The sequence below is a fragment of the Lysobacter oryzae DSM 21044 genome, from assembly GCF_059568595.1.
Genome location: NZ_JCANTQ010000009.1, coordinates 328,210 through 346,520 on the forward strand (window position 1 = coordinate 328,210; position 18,311 = coordinate 346,520).

Annotated in this window: 14 protein-coding genes; 11 read left to right on the forward strand and 3 right to left on the reverse strand. The window is 66.2% G+C overall.

Annotated elements, in window-relative coordinates; all coding sequences use genetic code 11:
- Positions 1-4 precede the first annotated feature (4 nt).
- The 6 genes from BP05_RS05290 to BP05_RS05315 all read left to right on the forward strand — a co-directional run bounded on the left by BP05_RS05290 (position 5) and on the right by BP05_RS05315 (position 7,824).
- On the forward strand, positions 5-2,194 hold the full coding sequence (locus BP05_RS05290; RefSeq protein ID WP_496361200.1) for a RelA/SpoT family protein: 2,190 nt from the start codon (positions 5-7) through the stop codon (positions 2,192-2,194).
- Between the two features lie 46 nt (positions 2,195-2,240).
- Positions 2,241-2,624 carry a RidA family protein gene (locus BP05_RS05295; RefSeq protein ID WP_496361202.1) on the forward strand — a complete coding sequence of 128 codons (384 nt, stop codon included), beginning with the start codon at positions 2,241-2,243 and terminating at the stop codon, positions 2,622-2,624.
- An 80-nt stretch (positions 2,625-2,704) separates the two neighbouring features.
- Positions 2,705-4,831 (forward strand): ATP-dependent DNA helicase RecG, encoded by a 2,127-nt coding sequence (gene recG / locus BP05_RS05300; protein ID WP_496361204.1) that lies wholly within the window; start codon positions 2,705-2,707, stop codon positions 4,829-4,831.
- 121 nt (positions 4,832-4,952) lie between these two features.
- Positions 4,953-5,888, forward strand: a complete 936-nt coding sequence (locus tag BP05_RS05305) for a nucleoside hydrolase (protein ID WP_496361206.1) — start codon at positions 4,953-4,955, stop codon at positions 5,886-5,888.
- Between the two features lie 83 nt (positions 5,889-5,971).
- Positions 5,972-6,217, forward strand: a complete 246-nt coding sequence (locus BP05_RS05310) for a type B 50S ribosomal protein L31 (protein WP_496361208.1) — start codon at positions 5,972-5,974, stop codon at positions 6,215-6,217.
- A gap of 302 nt (positions 6,218-6,519) precedes the next feature.
- The gene (locus BP05_RS05315; RefSeq protein WP_496361210.1) at positions 6,520-7,824 is read left to right on the forward strand and encodes a citrate synthase; all 1,305 of its coding nucleotides are present in this window, start codon (positions 6,520-6,522) and stop codon (positions 7,822-7,824) included.
- Positions 7,825-7,891: 67 nt separating this feature from the next.
- On the opposite strand, the gene BP05_RS05320 is transcribed toward BP05_RS05315, so the two are convergent.
- The 3 genes from BP05_RS05320 to BP05_RS05330 form a co-directional block, all read right to left on the reverse strand.
- Positions 7,892-9,367, reverse strand: a complete 1,476-nt coding sequence (locus tag BP05_RS05320; RefSeq protein WP_496361212.1) for a M20/M25/M40 family metallo-hydrolase — start codon at positions 9,365-9,367, stop codon at positions 7,892-7,894.
- Between the two features lie 115 nt (positions 9,368-9,482).
- On the reverse strand, positions 9,483-10,142 hold the full coding sequence (locus BP05_RS05325; protein WP_496361214.1) for a hypothetical protein: 660 nt from the start codon (positions 10,140-10,142) through the stop codon (positions 9,483-9,485).
- A gap of 178 nt (positions 10,143-10,320) precedes the next feature.
- A complete protein-coding gene (locus tag BP05_RS05330) occupies positions 10,321-12,846 on the reverse strand; it encodes a penicillin-binding protein 1A (RefSeq protein ID WP_496361216.1) in 2,526 nt (841 codons plus the stop codon).
- A 427-nt stretch (positions 12,847-13,273) separates the two neighbouring features.
- On the opposite strand from BP05_RS05330, the gene BP05_RS05335 reads away from it, so the two are divergent.
- The 5 genes from BP05_RS05335 to BP05_RS05355 are packed head-to-tail and all read left to right on the forward strand — an operon-like array spanning position 13,274 to position 18,243.
- A complete protein-coding gene (locus BP05_RS05335) occupies positions 13,274-14,347 on the forward strand; it encodes a pilus assembly protein PilM (RefSeq protein ID WP_496361218.1) in 1,074 nt (357 codons plus the stop codon).
- Positions 14,347-15,024 (forward strand): PilN domain-containing protein, encoded by a 678-nt coding sequence (locus tag BP05_RS05340; protein WP_496361220.1) that lies wholly within the window; start codon positions 14,347-14,349, stop codon positions 15,022-15,024. Before BP05_RS05335 ends, BP05_RS05340 begins: the two co-directional genes overlap by 1 nt.
- On the forward strand, positions 15,021-15,728 hold the full coding sequence (locus tag BP05_RS05345; RefSeq protein WP_496361222.1) for a type IV pilus inner membrane component PilO: 708 nt from the start codon (positions 15,021-15,023) through the stop codon (positions 15,726-15,728). The genes BP05_RS05340 and BP05_RS05345 overlap by 4 nt, the downstream gene beginning before the upstream one ends.
- Positions 15,729-15,759: 31 nt before the next feature.
- On the forward strand, positions 15,760-16,284 hold the full coding sequence (locus BP05_RS05350) for a pilus assembly protein PilP (RefSeq protein ID WP_496361224.1): 525 nt from the start codon (positions 15,760-15,762) through the stop codon (positions 16,282-16,284).
- A gap of 15 nt (positions 16,285-16,299) precedes the next feature.
- On the forward strand, positions 16,300-18,243 hold the full coding sequence (locus BP05_RS05355; RefSeq protein ID WP_496361226.1) for a type IV pilus secretin PilQ: 1,944 nt from the start codon (positions 16,300-16,302) through the stop codon (positions 18,241-18,243).
- Positions 18,244-18,311 lie beyond the last annotated feature (68 nt).

The window sequence follows — 18,311 nt, forward strand, 5'->3', positions numbered from 1 at the left end:
TGACATGACTCCTCCGTCGCACGTGCTGACCCCGGTGCCATCCGCCATGGACGAAGCGGATGTGCCCGACTACGTGCGCGAGCTGGAGCAGGCCGCCCATTACCTTCCCGAACCGCAGCGTGCCCAGGTGCGCCGGGCCTGGCGCATCGGCGCCGCCGCGCACGCCGGGCAGACGCGGAAATCCGGCGAGCCGTACATCACCCATCCCGTGGCGGTGGCGAAGGTGCTGGCCGACCAGGGCCTGGACGTGGAAACCCTGGTCGCGGCAATCCTGCACGACACCCTGGAAGACACCCCGCTGACACCGGATTCGATCACCACCGAATTCGGCGCCACCGTGACCGAGCTCGTTGACGGCGTCACCAAGCTGGACAAGCTGCAGTTCCGCGACCGCCAGGAAGCCAATGCGGAAAGCTTCCGCAAGATGCTGCTGGCGATGTCGCGCGACCTGCGCGTGATCCTGATCAAGCTGGCCGACCGCCTCCACAACATGCGCACCCTGGGCGCACAGAGCGTCGAGGCGCGCCGCCGCATCGCCGCCGAGACCTTGGAGATCTACGCGCCGATCGCGCAACGCCTGGGCATGAACCTGATCAAGGCCGAGCTGCAGGATCTGGGCTTCCGCGCGTTGCATCCGTGGCGGCATGCAGTGATGGAAAAGCGCATCCGCACCCAGCCGGTGATGCGACGCGAGGCGATGGTGCAGATCGAGGCGCACCTCGCGCAGAAGCTGGCCAAGGAGAAGCTGCACCACCGCCTGATCAGCCGCGTGAAGTCGCCCTGGAGCATCTACAGCAAGATGCGCGCGGAGCACAAAAGCTTCACCCAGGTGATGGATGTGTTTGGGTTCCGCATCGTGGTGGGAACGGTCGCGGATTGCTACCACGCGCTCGGCGTCGTGCACGCCGCGTACAAGCCCCTGGACGCGCGCTTTCGCGACTTCATCGCCATTCCCAAGGCCAACGGTTACCAATCGCTGCACACGGTGCTGTTCGGGCCGTACGGCTCCCCGATCGAGGTGCAGATCCGCACCGACGACATGGACCTCATCGCCGAGCGCGGGATCGCCGCGCACTGGTCGTACAAGCATGGCGGGCGCGACATGCCCTCCAGTGCGCAGAGTCGCGCGCAGGGCTGGATCACCAACCTGGTGGAGTCGCAACGCGCGACCGGCTCGTCGCTGGAGTTCCTGGAAAACGTCAAGGTCGATCTGTTCCCCGACGAGGTCTACCTGTTCACTCCCAAGGGCGACATCCTCTCGCTGCCTCGCAACGCCACCGCGCTCGACTTCGCCTACGCGGTGCACACCGATGTCGGCAACCACGCGGTGGCTTCGCGCGTGGACGGCAAGCTGGTGCCACTGCGCAGCAAGCTGGCGAGTGGCCAGCGCGTGGAAATCATCACCGCGAAATCGGCCTCGCCGAAGCCGCAATGGCTGGAATTCGTCGTATCCGGCAAGGCGCGCACGTCGATCCGCCAGCAGCTCAAGCAGCTCGAGCACGAGGACGCCGTGCAGCTGGGCCACCGCATGCTCGACCGTGCGCTGGAAGCGCAGGCCACTTCGCTCGAACGGGTTCCCGTGCAGCGCATGGAAGCCTTCCTCGCCGAGCACCGCTACCCGCGCCTGGAAGCCATGCTGGCCGACATCGCCCTGGGCAACCGCATGCCGCAACAGGTCGCGCAGGCGCTGGTGCGCGAGGCCACCGCGAAGAAGCCGCGCAAGACCGCGGTGCCCGAACCGATGCCGCAACACGAGGACAAGATCCTCATCACCGGCGCCGAGCGCGGCGTGATCAGCTTCGCCCAGTGCTGCCTGCCGATCCCGGGCGACGAGATCATGGGCTACCACACCACCGGCAAGGGCATCGTCGTGCACCGGCTGGATTGCCCGAACGTCGCCGAGTACCGCAAGTCGCCCGACCGCTGGGTATCGATCGGCTGGGACCGCGAGGTCGCCGGCGACTTCCCCACCGCGATGCGCATCGAACTCGACAACCGCCCCGGCGCCCTGGCCCAGGTTGCCGCGGCTATCGCCGAAGCCGAATCCAACATCGACCGCCTCGAGTACATCGAGCGCGACACCAATGTGTCGGCGATCCGCTTCCAGATCGAAGTGCGCGACCGCAAGCACGTGGCCGAAGTGATGCGCCGCGTGCGCCGGCTCAAGGTGGTGCTGGGCGTGCAGCGGATCTGAGCGGGCGCTCCGGTAAGCTGTACGCAGCTTCCGTCCGGAGAATCCGATGTCCCGCGAAATCATCCACACCGACCGGGCGCCTGCCGCCATTGGCCCGTACTCGCAGGCCGTGCGCGCCGGCGATACCGTCTACCTGTCCGGCCAGATTCCCCTGGATCCGAACACCGGCCTGGTGATCGAGGGCGACATCGAAGCGCAGGCGCGCCGCGCGTTCGAGAACCTCAAGGCGGTGTGCGAGGCCGCAGGTGGATCGCTGGACAAGATCGTGCGGGCGGGACTGTTCCTCACCAACCTCGGCGACTTCGCCAAGGTGAACACGGTGATGGGCGAGTACTTCAGCGCACCGTTCCCGGCGCGCTCGACGGTCGAAGTGTCGGCGCTGCCGCGTGGCGTGCAGTTCGAGGTCGACGCGATCATGGTGCTCGACTGAGCCGGGCTGCCGGCGTTTTCCCGATCGCATCCCGGCGCGCCGGGGTTCTGTCCGGCCGCAAATCCCGGCATCCTTGAGCCATGCCGACCAATGCCGGTAGCGCCGCCAGGCGCGCCGTGGATCTCAACCAGCAAGCCCTCAGCAGCCTGCGCGGCGTGGGCCCGAGCGTGGCCGAGAAACTCGCCGCGCGCGGCCTGCTCACCGTGCAGGACCTGTGGCTGCACCTGCCGCGGCAGTACGAGGACCGTACCGCGCTGACGCCGATCCGCGCGTTGCAGGCCGGCGTGGCCGCGCAGGTCGAGGGGCGCGTGGAAGCCGTCGAGCGCGGCTTCCGTTATCGGCCGATGCTGCGCGTGGCCATCGGCGACGACTCGCACGCCACGCTGGTGCTGCGCTTCTTCCATTTCCGTGCGGCCCAGGCGGCGCAGTTCGCGCCCGGCGCGCGGGTCCGCTGCTACGGCACGCCGCGCGCGGGCCAGCACGGACTGGAGATCGTGCACCCGAGCTACCGCCTGCTCGATGACGAGGCAGAGATCGAACTCGGCAGTGCGCTCGATCCGGTGTACCCGGCGATCGAGGGCGTGGGTCCGGCATCGCTGCGCAAGCTGATTGGCCTCGCCCTGGACCGATTGCCGCTGGATGAGTCGCTGGAGCTCCTGCCCGTCGCGCTGCGCGATGCGCTGGGCCTGCCGTCGCTGCGCGAGGCACTGCTGACGGTCCACCGGCCGCAGGCGGGCGAAGACGTCGCCGCGCTGCTGGTCGGTCGCCATCCGGCCCAACGCCGGCTGGCCCTCGAAGAACTGCTCGCACACCACCTGAGCCTGCGTCGCCAGCGCCTCGCGCAACAGGCGCACGCCGCGCCGGCGCTGCGCAAGGCCGCGCTGGCCGCCAAACTGCGCAAGGCGCTGCCGTTCCAGCTCACCGGGGCGCAGCAGCGCGTGTTCGACGAAATCCATGCCGACCTGGGCAAGCCTTCGCCGATGCTGCGATTGGTGCAGGGCGACGTCGGCAGCGGCAAGACCGTCGTCGCCGCGCTTGCGGCGATGCAAGCGGTCGAAGCGGGTAAGCAGGCTGCGCTGATGGCGCCGACCGAATTGCTGGCCGAGCAACATCTCAACAACCTGCGCGGCTGGCTCGAGCCGTTGGGCGTGCGCGTCGCCTGGCTTGCGGGCAAGGTGACCGGCAAGGCTCGCAGCAAGGTCCTGGAGGAAGTGGCTTCGGGCGCAGCCCAGGTGGTCGTCGGCACCCACGCGCTGATGCAGGAGGGCGTGGCCTTCAACGACCTCGCGCTGGCCATCGTCGATGAGCAGCATCGCTTCGGCGTGCATCAGCGCCTGGCGCTGCGCGACAAGGGCACGGGCGGCAACGGCAACGGCGGCAGCATCGTCCCGCACCAGCTGGTGATGACGGCGACGCCGATCCCGCGCACGCTGGCCATGGCGGCGTACGCCGATCTTGACGTGTCCGCGATCGACGAGCTGCCACCCGGACGCACGCCGGTACAGACGGTCGCGTTGAGCGCGGAGCGGCGCCCGGAGCTGGTCGAGCGCATCCGCGGCGCATGTGCCGAGGGACGACAGGCCTACTGGGTGTGCACGCTCATCGACGACAGCGACGAGGTGGTGGCGCAGGCCGCGCAGAGCACCTTCGAGGACCTGTCGAAGCAGTTGTCGAAGCTGCGCGTCGGCCTCGTTCATGGCCGCATGAAGGCCACGGAGAAGCAGGCGACGATGCGGGCCTTCAAGGAAGGCACGATCGACCTGCTCGTCGCCACGACGGTGATCGAAGTCGGCGTGGACGTGCCCAATGCGTCGCTGATGATCGTCGAGAACGCAGAGCGCCTGGGCCTGGCCCAGTTGCACCAGCTGCGGGGACGGGTAGGGCGCGGCAGCGCGGCTTCGAGTTGCGTGTTGCTGTACCAGTCGCCCTTGTCGCAACTGGCAAAGCAGCGCCTGGAAACCATGAGGCAGACGCACGACGGGTTTGTCATCGCGGAAAAGGATCTCGAGCTGCGCGGCCCCGGCGAACTGCTCGGCACCCGCCAGACCGGCCTCGCCGGCTTCCGCGTCGCCGACCTCGCCCGCGACGCCGACCTGCTGCCGCTGGTGCAACAGGTTGGCGCGAAGCTGCTGGCCGAAGCCCCGGACATCGCCGAGCGCATCATCGCCCGGTGGGTGGGGGGCGCGGCGCGATACGCCTCCGCTTGAGCCTTCAGCGCCCGCAGGTCAATGCGGCCATGCGCAGGGTCGGCGAGGACTTCGCTCGCCTGCCTGCGCTCTTTTCAGTCCCTGTCGACAGGCGGCGCGCCGCCATCGTAATAATGGCGACATGACCCAACGCATCCCTTTGCTGATCGACACCGATCCAGGCGTCGACGACGCCCTCGCCATCCTGATGGCGTTCAACGATTCCCGCCACGAAGTCGTGGGGCTCACCATCGCCGCAGGCAACGTCGGCCTGCAGCACACCGTCGCCAACGCGCTTAAGTTGTGCGAGGTCGCAAATGCAGACGTGCCTGTGTTCCCGGGATGCGCGGCGCCGCTGCTGCACGCGGCGCGCGATGCCGCCTACGTGCACGGGCGAGACGGCTTCGGCGACACCAATTACGCGCCGGCGCAGCGCCGGCCTGCCGACGAGCACGCCGCCCTGGCCATCCTGCGCCTGTCGCACGAGCATGCGGGGCGGCTGGTACTGGTGGCCTTGGGCCCGCTGACCAACGTAGCCCTGGCCCTGAAGCTCGATCCGACCCTGCCGACGCGCGTGGCGCGTTGCGTGGTCATGGGCGGGGCCGTGACGGCGCACGGCAACATCACCCCGGCGGCGGAGTTCAACGTAGCCTTCGATCCGGAGGCGGCGCACATCGTGTTCGCCGCGTTCGAGCGCATTGATCTCAGCGACTGGGAGGCGACGATCGAACACGGCTTGCTGGATTCCGACGTGGATCGCTGGTTGGCGGCAGAGTCACCGCGTGCGCGCTTCTACGACGCGATATCGCGCCAGACCCGGGCCTGGGCCGGCGAGCGCCGTGGCGACCGCTGGCATTCCGCGGACAGCCTGGCGATGGCCTTCGCGCTGTGGCCCGAAGGGGCTACGGAGACGGCGGAGCGCCCGCTGGCGGTCGAGACCGAGGGGCGGCACACCCGCGGGGCGACGATCATCGACTGGCGCCGGGAAAGCGGCCGGCCGGACAATGTCCGCATCCTCCTGCGGTACGACCAGGCCCGGTTCGAGGCGCTGGTGGAGGCGGCCCTGGCCGCCCGCTGATCCTGGCGATAGCGGGGCTTGCTTCGGCCAAGGGCAGGCCGCTATACTGCCCGACTTTCCCCGCAACCTATTGGTGCGTTGCCATGAAGACCGGCATCCATCCCGACTACCGCGAAGTCGTTTTCCAGGACGTGACTACCGATTTCGCGTTCCTCACCCGTTCGACCCTTGGCAGCAAGGAGACGATCAAGTGGGAAGACGGCAACGAATACCCGCTGATCAAGCTGGATATCACCTCGGCCTCGCACCCGTTCTACACGGGCAAGCACAAGATCGTGGACACCAGCGGTCGCGTCGACAAGTTCCGCAAGCGCTACGCGCAGAAGTGATGCTGGGCGGCGCCTCCGGCGCAGCCTGGGCCTCCCCGGCATAGCGGGAGCACGCTTCACCCACAAGGCCCGCCATTGGCGGGCCTTGTGCGTTCTGGCGCATGCAGGACGAACGCTGGCAACTTTCGCGGCATCGAGCAGACACTCTATTTCAAGCGTCGCATGCGACTTTAGTACCACCCTGCGGCAGCGAAGGCTTATGCGATAATTCTCTGTCGCGGCGCGGCCGCGAACGATTACCGAAAGTGTTCCCTCCATCCGCCGCGGCCATCCCTGCGGCGTGCAGAAACCAGGAGCGTTGCGTGTCCGAGTCCACCAAGTCCGGCCTCGATCAGGTCACCCTGACCGCGGGCGACAAGAGCGTCACCCTGCCGGTGCATCACCCGACCCTGGGTGCCCCGTGTATCGACATCGGCAAGCTGCCCAAGGAAACCGGCTGCTTCACCTACGACAATGGATTCACCGCGACGGCCAGCTGCCGTTCCGCGATCACCTACATCGATGGCGATGCCGGCGTGCTGCTGTACCGCGGCTACCCGATCGAGCAGCTCGCGGAAAATTCCAGCTTCCTCGAAGTCGCCTACCTGCTGATGAACGGTGATCTCCCGTCGAAGGAACAATTCGGCGCGTTCGAGCATGAGGTCACGCATCACACGATGATGCACGAGGCCTTCCGCACGTTCCTGTACGGCTTCCGCCACGACGCGCATCCGATGGCGATGCTCACCGGCATGCTCGGCTCGCTGGCGAGCTTCTACCACAACGATCTCGACCTCGAAGACCCTGAGCAGCGCCGCCTCGCCGCGATCCGCCTGATCGCCAAGGTGCCGACCATCGCGGCCGCCTGTTATCGCTATTCGATCGGCTGGCCGATCCGCTATCCGCGCAACAACCTCGAATACACCACGCGCTTCCTGCACATGCTCAAGGAAGTGCCGAGCGAGCCGCTGGAGCTCAGCCCGGTCGCCGCCAAGGCGATGGACCTGCTCTTCATCCTGCATGCCGACCACGAGCAGAACGCCTCGACCTCGACCGTGCGCCTGGTCGGTTCCACCGGCGCCAACCCGTACGTGAGCGTCGCCGCCGGCGTCGCCGCGTTGTGGGGTCCGGCGCATGGCGGCGCCAACGAAGCCGTATTGAAGATGCTGGCCGAGATCGGCAAGCCCGAAAACGTCGGTGCTGCCGTCGCCAAGGCCAAGGACAAGGAATCCGGATTCCGCCTGATGGGTTTCGGCCACCGCGTCTACAAGAACTTCGACCCGCGCGCGAAGATCATCCGCGCCATGTGCCACAAGGTGCTGGCGGAGCTGGGCGTCAACGATCCGCTGCTGGACGTGGCGATGAAGCTCGAAGAGGCCGCGCTGCAGGACGAATACTTCATCCAGCGCAAGCTCTATCCGAACGTCGATTTCTACTCCGGCATCATCTACAAGGCGCTGGGCATTCCCGTGGAGATGTTCACGGTGATGTTCGCCATCGCCCGCACCGCCGGCTGGGTGTCGCATTGGCTGGAACAGCAGAACGATCCGGAAAACAAGATCGGTCGCCCGCGCCAGATCTACACGGGTGCCGCCACCCGCGATTACATCGGGATCGACAAGCGCTGATCGCGCTGGTCCGAATCAAAACGCCCCGCACTTGGCGGGGCGTTTTCGTTTATGGGCGTGCCAAGTGCTACTTGGCCAGTTCGTACAGGTATTCGACGAACGACATCGTGGCTCCGTCGATGCCTTGCACCTTGGGATTGCTCGATTCGACCAGGTAGTACTCGTCCGGTCCATGCGCGCCGCTGCCATGGCCCAGGCCGAAGTGGCCCGCGGCAAGGTTCAGCGGCGCATCCGTGAACGCGTAACCCGGATACGATCCTGCATTGCGCGGCCACAGCACGGGATCGATGCCGGCGTTCCTCAGCGTGGCGAGCTGCGCCTGGATGAGGGGTGCGGAGGCGGGGGTGCTGGTCGGGTCGTAACCGCCGGTCATGTTCACCTCGATGTCGCCGAACCCGCGTTTGGCCAGGTGCGCTTTCAATGCCGCCACGGCGTCGGCGGCCTTCATGCCCGGTACCAGGCGCAGATCCATCTTGGCAACGGCCCGATGGGGCAGCACGGTCTTGCCGCCAGGACCGGTGTAGCCGCCGACCAGTCCCTCGATGTTGACGGTTGGTTGCGAGACCAGTCGCTCGTTGGCCTGTTGCCAGGACAGGTCATCGATCCAGTGGCGCACGCCGAGCTGCTGCTTCGACTTGGCTTCGCTGCGGCGCTTGGCGGCCGCAGCGATCATCGCCTTTTCCTCGGCACTGATCGCGGGCGCTGCCGGGTAGCCGTCGATCGTGATCGTGTTGCCGTCGTCGGACACGAGCGTGTCGAGCGCTTTGACCAAGTGCCAGGCCGGGCTGTCCACCATGGCCTTCAACGAGGAATGGATGTCCTTGGAAGGGCCGCGGCCCCATTTCTCGCCGCTGGACACCAGTTCGAGCTCGACCACTCCCTTGGCGCCCAGCGACACCGTCACCACGCCGTCGCTGTCCTGCATCGCCGAGGGCATGAACACGCCGATGGTCTTGCGCAACGCGGCTTCGACCTCGCGATTGCGAGCGAGCTGGGCGATATGCGGTGAGCCGATCTCTTCTTCGCCCTCGGCCACGAGCACGAGGTTTACCGGCGGCTTTCGGCCCGCCTTCCTGATGGCATGCAGCGCAGCCAGCAGTGCCGCTTCCGGGCCCTTCTGGTTCACCGCGCCACGCCCGACGACTGCCTTGCCCAACCCGGGCTTGTCGACCAAGCGCGCCTCCAGCGGGGGAGAGGTCCATTCGCCAGGGTCGAACTGCTTCACGTCGTACATGAAGTACAGGCCAACGGTTTTCGGCGCGCCGGCATCGAGCGTTGCGAACACTCCGGGCTTGCCGTCGGTGTTGATCACCTTCACCTGCTGGAACCCCGCATCCCGCGCCAACTGCGCCATGTATTCGGCACCGGCGGGATAGCCGCGATCCTCCGCCGCGATCGCCGGCTGGGCGATCCAGTCCTGCAACCGCTTCACGGCCTCGCCGTGCCCCTTGGTGACCTCGGCCTTGATCGCCTGGAGATCACTTTCGGCAGCTAGTGGTTGCCCCAGGCCTGCGGCGATGACCACAAAGGCAGCCGCGGCCATGGCTAGGGTTCTGGCATGACTCGAACGCATCTTTGCCCTCCTGATGACTGACAACATCGAACCGCGACGCCTTGCGGCGGTCGCCACGTGGGTTGCGCGGTGACGCTGGAGCGGATCAGCCGCGATCGGATTCGTAGCCGGCGATTTCCTCATCGGCGAGCAACTGCCGCACCTGCGCCACGGACGCGCGCCGCATCGGCTTTTCATCGATGCTGGAGAGCGGCGCCTGGCGCAGCACATCGCGAGGGAGCACGGTCAAGTCGAAGGGCAGGCCTTCAGCGCTGAACAGCCAGACCGGGAAGTCGTCGCTGCGCTCGCGATCGAGGCGGATTCGGCGGTTGCGCGACTCGGCGGGAATGGCGTGCTGCTCGAGGTGGCGATGCACCGCTTCGGGATCGTCGCTGTGGAGGTGCAGGGCCACCGCGCTGCGCGCATCGGCGGTGCCCTCGAGCACCGGGCCGACCAGGCGCGGGTCGAATTCGGCGAAGAATTCGAGGGCGCGCACCGCAGCCTCGCGACGCAAGCGTTGTTCGCCCATGTTGTCGCGCTGGAACAGGCGCTGGTATTCCCGCAGCGCGTCCTCGATCTCGCGGTTACGCGGCAGCGAGGCGTCGTCGAATATTCCCAGCCGCTGCGCCGCCTTCAGCTTGGCTTGGTGGTAGTCGCGGATCCCGCCCTCGGCCATCAGGCGCGCGGCCTCGTGGGCGAGGCTGCGCCTTCGCTCGTTGGTGCGGGTCTGGGCGTGGAGTTGGGCGTGCTGTCGGGCGTGGCGCATGACGTCCTCCGCGGCTGGCACGACGACGGCGAGGAGCTTCGCCGCGGCCGGCAGCGGCCGGCGAGATCAACGCTAGCACGGGCGGCGTGAATCAGGAATCGGCGCGGACCAGCCGACAGCCTGCGCAAATGCGAAGCGGGCCGAAGCCCGCTCCGCCAAGCATGCACCCGCCGGCGACTCAGAAGATGTCGAAGGATTCCTCGGCGGGCACGGCGTCTTCCGGGCCGTAATCGACATAGGTTTCCATGCGGTCCAGGTCCTCGGCCTTGACCCACTCCACGACCCCGCCGCTGCCTTCCGGCAACAGCGTGCCATTGGCGGCGACCGAGACCTTCACCATGCCTTCGGGCGGTTCGTTGCCCGTAATGGGCTGGTCCTTCAACGCCACGCGCATGTACTCGATCCATACCGGCAGCGCCGCCTTGCCGCCGTATTCGCGGTAGCCCAGGGATTTGTAATCGTCCCGCCCCACCCACACCGTCGTCACGTATGGGCCGCCGAAACCCGAGAACCAGGCGTCGCGGTGGTCGTTGGTCGACCCCGTCTTGCCGCCGATGTCCTCGCGGTTGAGCACCTTGGCCGGCGTGCCCGTGCCGCGCAGGACGACATCGCGGAGCATCGACACGATCTGGTAGGCGATGCGGTTATCGATCGCACGCGGCGCCACGACCATGTCCGCGGGCGGCGCCTTCACGTCCTTCGGCTTGCTCTTGTCGGCGGCCTTAGCCGCTGCGGCTTGGCTGCCGCTGCCGCCGGTGGGGCCGAAGTCGAAACCGTCCACCACGCTCGAGGCGGCCGACGCGGCTACGACCTTGCCGGCAGTGCCGATTCCGCATTGCGGGCAGGCGGTGGCGGGCTTTTCCTTGAACAGCACGGCGCCATTGCTGTCACGCACCTCGTCGATGAACCACGGCGTGATCAGGAAGCCGCCGTTGGCGAACACCGAAAAACCGCGTGCAACCGACAGCGGCGTCAGCGAGGCGGTACCCAGCGACATGGACAGGTTCGGCGGCAGCTCCTTTTCCTCGAAGCCGAGGTGGCTGATGTACTTGCGGGCGTAGTCGACGCCGATCGCATCGAGCAGGCGCACAGACACCAGATTGCGCGATTGCACCATGGCTTCGCGCAGGCGCATCGGGCCGGCGAAGTTCCCGGTGTCGTTCTGCGGACGCCACAGGTGCCCGCGGCGATCCTTGAAGACCACCGGCGCGTCGAGCACGACCGAGGCCGGATTGAAGCCGCGCTCGAATGCCGCCGCATACACGAAGGGCTTGAAGCTCGAACCGGGCTGGCGCCGCGCCTGCGTGGCGCGATTGAACTTGTTGCCCGCATAGCTGTAGCCGCCCGAGAGGGCGCGCAATGCGCCGTTGGAAGGCTCCAGCGACACCAGCGCGGCCTGCGCGCGCGGCAACTGCCCCAGCGAATATCGGGTACCCGCGGGCTTGGCAGGCGCGGCGGCCTTTTCGCCAGCCGGGGCGGCTACCGGCGCGTCGCTGCGCAACACACGCACCAGGTCGCCCCGCTTGACCAGCTTGCCGGGCGCCTGCCCGTTCCAGCCTTGGCTGGGGCCCAGCTCGAGCCGGGTGCCATCGCCGAGCAGCACATCGGCCGAACCCTCATTCACCTGCAGCACGATCGCCGGCAACAGGTCGGCCTGGGGCGAAACCTTGCGGACGCGAGCCAGGACAGTGGCCTCGTCTTCGTTGTCGGCCAGGTCAAAGTGCTGCTCGACGCCATGCCAACCATGGCGCAGATCGTACGTACGCAGGCCTTCACGGATGGCCTTATCCGCCGCGGTCTGCAACGTCGGGTCGATCGTGGTGACAACGTGATAACCCTTGGTCAGGGCCTCGGCGCCGTAACGCGCGACCATTTCCTGCCGCACCATTTCGGCCACGTAGGGTGCGTTCACCTCGACGGGCCGTTCGTGCGGCCGGGCATGCATGGGCACGGCTTTCGCCGCGTCGGCCTCCGACTGGCTGATGTATTTGAGCTGCGCCATGCGCTGCAGGATGTAGACGTCGCGGCGCTCCTTGGCGCGCGCCGGGTTGCTCAGGGGATTCGCGGTGGAAGGAAACTTCGGGATCGCCGCCAGCGATGCCATTTCGTCCAGGCTGAGCTCGCCGAGCTTCTTGCCGTAATAGAACTCGGCGGCGGCGGCCACCCCGTAGGAGCGGTGGCCGAAGAAGCTCTTGTTGAGGTAGAGCTCGAAGATCTCGTCCTTGCTCAGCTCGTTCTCGATGCGCATGGCGAGCATCATTTCGGCGAGCTTGCGCTTGTAGCTGTATTCCTGGCTGAGGAAGAACTGGCGGGCGACCTGCTGGGTGATCGTGGAGCCGCCCGGCACGCGGCGGTCATCCGTGGTCGCGAGCAGCCACACCGCGCGCGCGGTGCCCTTGTAGTCGACGCCATGGTGCTTGTAGAAGCGTGCGTCCTCGGCCGCGAGGAAGGCCTGCTTGAGGCGTTGCGGCACGTCCTCGATATTCACCGGGTAGCGACGCGTCTCGCCGAACAGCGCCATCAGCTTGCCGTCGCGCGAGTACACGTACATGGGCTCCTGCAGCTCGACCGAGCGCAGGGTCTCCACATCCGGGAGCTTGGGGGCGATGAGGAAGTACAGAACGCCCAGCGCGATGGCGCCAAGCAGGACCACGCTGGCGGCCGCGATCAGCGTCCAGCGCAGCAAGCGATGAAAACGGGGCATCGAAGCGGAATTCCTCGGCAACGGAGATTGCGGGTGCTGTGGTCGAGGAGTATAGAGGAGGCGCACAGCTGCACCGGGACGTGGTCGTCGTGTTTGCACTTGTCGATCCGCACCGGCGGGTTGCTTCGCGCAGATTGGGGGCGGACGGCGCTATGAATGACGGTGGTGACGCTCGAATCGAGCCCCGGTTCGGCTCGATCGGCCGCCTGGGGCCTGACCGACTGGCCGGGGGCAGGGATTGGGGTTGGGCGCGAAATGACCGGATCGTTTAGGGGTAATCCAACTGTCGCGGCCGTTCCGGTTCAGGTTCGGCGTTCAGAGGGAAAAGCGGTCTGGTTGGCAGTTCGGGGCACGGGGGAGTTGCCAGTCCGGGGAAAGTCCGATATTTAAGGCACGGCCACACGAAGTGCGCGTAAGCGCTTGTGGCATGGGGAGAAAAATCGTGGGGATCGTCACAAAAGGCCAGCCGACCCTAGTCGGCGTGGACATCAGTTCGACCGCGGTCAAGCTGTTGCAGCTCTCGAGGGCTGGCGACCGCTATCGGGTCGAGCACTATGCGGTCGAGCCGCTGCCGCCGAACGCGGTGGTCGAAAAGAACATCGTCGAGGTCGAGGCGGTGGGCGAGGCGATCAAGCGCGCGGTCAACCGCTCCGGCACCAAGGTCAAGTACGCCGCCGCCGCGGTCGCGGGCTCTTCGGTCATCACCAAGGTGATCCCGATGCCTGCCGACCTCGACGAAGACGATCTCGAATCCCAGGTCGAACTCGAAGCGGTCAACTACGTGCCGTACCCGATCGAGGAAGTGAACCTCGATTTCGAGGTGCTTGGGCCGATGCCGAACAATCCCGGCACGCTGCAGGTGCTGCTCGCGGCCTCGCGATCCGAAAACGTCGAACTGCGCTCGTCCGCCCTCGAGATCGGTGGCCTGACCCCGAAGGTCATGGACGTCGAGGCGTTCGCCATCGAGAACGCATTCGCGCTGCTGGCCAACCAGCTGAGCGGCCCGCGCGATGGCCTCACCGCGCTGATCGATTCCGGCGCGACGATGACCACGCTCAATGTGCTGCGCAACGGACGCAGCCTCTACAGCCGCGAACAGGTTTTTGGCGGCAAGCAGCTCACCGACGAGGTGATGCGCCGCTATGGACTGAGCTACGAGGAAGCGGGCCTGGCCAAGCGCCAGGGTGGCCTGCCGGAGAGCTACCAGGCCGAAGTGCTGGAACCGTTCAAGGAAGCGATGGTCCAGCAGGTCAGCCGCCTCCTGCAGTTCTTCTATGCAGGTAGCGAATTCAACCGCGTCGACCAGATCGTCCTCGCCGGCGGCAACGCGGCCATCCCGGGCATCGCCCAGATGGTCGAGGAGCACCTGGGTGTTCCGACCCTGGTCGCCAATCCGCTGGCGCACATGACGCTCGGTCCCCGCGTCCAGGCGCACGCGCTGGCGCAGGACGCACCTGCGTTGATGATCGCTTGTGGCCTCGCCCTGAGGAGCTTCGACTGATGGCACGGATCAATCTCCTCCCGTGGCGCGCCGAACGGCGCAAGCAGCGCCAGAAGGAATTCAGCATCCTGCTCGGCATGTCGGCGCTGGGTGCGGTGCTGCTGTCGTTCCTGATGATTGGCTACTACAACGCCCAGATCAGCGGCCAGAACGAGCGCAACCAGTACCTGACCGACCAGATCGCGCTCGTGCAGAAGCAGATCGACGAGATCAAGCTCCTCGACGAGAAGAAGGCCAAGCTGCTCGCCCGCAAGGAAATCATCGAGAAGCTGCAGGCGAACCGCTCGCAGATGGTGCACCTGTTCGATTCGCTGGTACGGACGATTCCCGACGGCGTGATCTTGACCTCGATCAAGCAGGACGAGGACACGTTGATGCTGGAGGGTCGCGCGCAGTCCAACGCACGCGTCAGTACCTACATGCGCAATCTCGAAGGTTCCGGCTGGATGACCAAGCCCGACCTGTCGATCATCGAGGCGAAGGGCGAGGACAAGGCCCTCCCGAACCAGTTCAAGCTGACCGTCAAGCTCGCCAATCCGAATGCCCCCAAGGATGAGGACGGCGATGGCGTGCCGGACGCCCCCGCGGCAGCGCCCGCCGGTGCCGCCCCGGCCACGATGCCTGGCCCGGCGCCCGCCGCACCGGCCGCCCCCGTGAAACAAGGAGCCGCCTCGTGAGCGCAAAGAAATTCTCGCTGCGGGAACTCGACTTCAACAACATGGGCTCGTGGCCGCAACAGGCCAAGGTCGGCTTCTGCATCATCATCGCCCTCCTGATCGTGTTCCTGAGTTGGTGGCTGTTCGTCCGCGACAAACTGTCCGAGCTCGAGGGCCTCGAAAACAAGGAAACCGAACTCCGCCAGGAGTTCGAGACCAAGCAGGGTCGGGCCGCCAATCTGGAGCCGCTCAAGCAACAGCTGGCGCAGATGGAAGAGCAACTCAAGCAGATGCTGCGACAGCTGCCGAGCAAGACCGAGATGCCTGACCTGATCGTCGACATCTCGCAGACTGCCCTGGCGACCGGCATCACCAATGAATTGTTCCAGCCGGGTCCCGAAATTCCCAAGGAGTTCTACGCCGAGAAGCCGATCGCGCTGCGCATGGTGGGCACTTACCACCAGTTCGGCGGCTTCGTGAGCGGCGTGGCGACGCTCCCGCGCGTGGTGATCATGACGATGCACGACATCTCGCTGAAGCCGCGCGACAAGGACAAGAACGGCAAGCCGGTTCCCATCACCGCCAATAGTCCGCTGGAACTGGCGGGTACGGTGAAGACTTACCGCTACCTGGATGAAGAAGAAGTTGCCCAGCAGGAGCAGGCCGCGAACCAGGCCGCACCCGCTCCGGCCGGCGCTCCCGGCAACACGCAGGGAGGGGGCTGAGATGCTCGGTCTATCTGATCGTGTGAGTGCCATGAGCAAGCGAACGCTGCCACTTCTTGCCCTCCTATTCGCGCTGACCGGTTGTGCCCGTGGTATCACGAGCACCCCCGGAGAGGCGCCGAACCTCGAAAAATGGGTTGCTGAAGTCAAGGCGCGTCCCGCGCCGCCGCTGGATCCGCTGCCTGTCATGCAGCAGTTCGAAACCTTCGAATATGCCGCCTACTCGCTACGCGATCCCTTCAGCACGGCCTTCACGGACACCGACTCTAGCTCGGGTCCGCGTCCGGACCGTCAGCGCCGCAAGCAGGCGCTCGAGCAGTTCCCGCTCGACAGCCTGGACATGGTGGGCACCTTGGGCCGCGGCGCAGGGATGATTGCGCTGGTGATGGCGCCGGACAAGGTCACCTATCGAGTCCGTCCCGGCAACTACATGGGACAGAGCGACGGTCGTGTGACCGGTGTGTTTGAAGACCGCATCGAGTTGGTGGAACTGGTGCCGGATGGCGCGGGTGGCTGGCTGGAACGTCCAGCGTCGGTCGCATTAGAAGATCAATGATTGGGGGATGACACGATGACCGTTTTCAACGCCAACCGCTCCAAGCGCACCGGCATCGGCCTCGCAATCGGGCTGCTGGCCGGGTTCAGTGCGGTCCATGCAGCCACGCCGGCTGGTGGCACCTTCACGCCGACGTTCGTGGCCCAGGTCGCTCCGTCGGTCGCTCCGATGCCGAGCAACGATCCCGCCAAGCAATTGCCGGGGGCCATCTCGGTTTCGAACATCGACTTCAAGCGCGGTGACGGCGGCGCCGGCAAACTGATCCTTCGCTTCAGCGGTGACGGCGCCACGCCGGACCTGCGCAGCAACGGCTCGACGGTGACGATCAACGTAGGTAACGCGCAGCTGCCGGCGAACCTGCAGAAGCCGTTGAACGTCACCGACTTCGCCACGCCGGTGCAGTCGATCAATGCACGTCCCGCCGGGACCGGCACCCAGCTGGTGCTGAACACCACCGGCGCGTACGAATCGATGGCATACCAGACCGGTCGCGACTACATCGTCGAGATCGTGCCGCGAGCCGCGGCGGCCAAGCAGCAACGCGCCGTCGGCGCTGCCAGCACCAGTCCCACCGCCGCCCGCACCTACAGCGGCCGGCCGGTGACGTTCAACTTCCAGGACGTCCCGGTCCGCACGGTCCTCCAGCTGATCGCCGAAGAGTCCGGGCTCAACGTCGTGGCCGCCGACACGGTGCAGGGCAACGTCACCCTGCGCCTCGTCAACGTGCCGTGGGACCAGGCGCTCGACATCGTCCTGCAGGCCAAGGGTCTGGACAAGCGCCGCAGCGGCAACGTCATCTGGATCGCCCCGCAGTCGGAAATCGCCAAGTACGAGCAGGACAAGGAGGACGCGCGCATCGCGCTCGATAACCGCGTCGACCTCGTGACCGAATACATCCAGATCAACTACCACAACGCCGGTGCGATCTTTAAGGCGCTGACCGAGGCAAAGGGCATCGGCTCGGGCGGTGGCGGCCAGGGCGGTGGCGGTGGCAATAATTCCAACCAGAACGACAACGGCTTCCTGTCGCAGCGCGGCCGCCTGGTCGCCGACGACCGCACCAACACCCTGATGGTCAGCGACATTCCCAAGAAGGTCGCGCAGATCAAGGAACTTGTACGCGTGATCGACCGACCGGTTGACCAGGTCATCATCGAAGCCAGGATCGTGATCGCGACCGAGACCTTCGCTCGCGAAATCGGTGCCAAGTTCGGCCTGCACGGGGCCACCGGCAAGGATGGCGATCGCAGCTCGCTGGGCTTCGGTGGCAGCACCGACTCCTCGTCGGAGAATGCGATCGAGCGTGCCAACCGCGTCTCGGCCGGTGAACGTGGCTTCGACTTCAATCGCACCATGAACGTGAACCTGCCGGTCTCGAACCCGGCAGGCGCGCTCGCCCTCTCGATCCTCAATGCCGGCTACCTGCTCGATGTCGAGCTGTCCGCGATGCAGGAAGAAGGCCGCGGCGAAGTCATCTCCAATCCGCGCGTCGTGACCAGCAACCAGCGCGAAGCGGTGATCCGCCAGGGCCAGGAAGTCGGCTACGTGACCGTCACCCAAGGCGCCGGCGCCGGCGGCAACGTCGCCCAGCAGACCGTGCAGTTCAAGGACGTGCTGCTGGAAATGAAGGTCACCCCGACCATCACCAATGACGGCCGCGTCTTCCTCAACATGAACGTGAAGAAGGACGAGGTCGAGGACTTCGTGGAAGCGTCGATCGGCAGCGTGCCGCTGATCAACAAGCGCGAGGTCAACACCGCCGTGCTGATCGAGGACGGCCAGACCGTGGTGATCGGCGGCGTGTACGAGTTCCGCGATCGCAGCGACATCCAGAAGGTTCCCTTCCTCGGCGACATTCCCTTCCTCGGCAACCTGTTCAAGAAGAAGGGCAAGAACAAGGAGAAGGCGGAGCTGCTCATCTTCGTGACGCCTAAGGTCCTGCAGGTCGCCCAGCGCTGATCGCACGATCCATGCAATGAACACGGGGGCCGCAAGGCCCCCGTTGTTTTTTCGCTGTCGCCTACCTG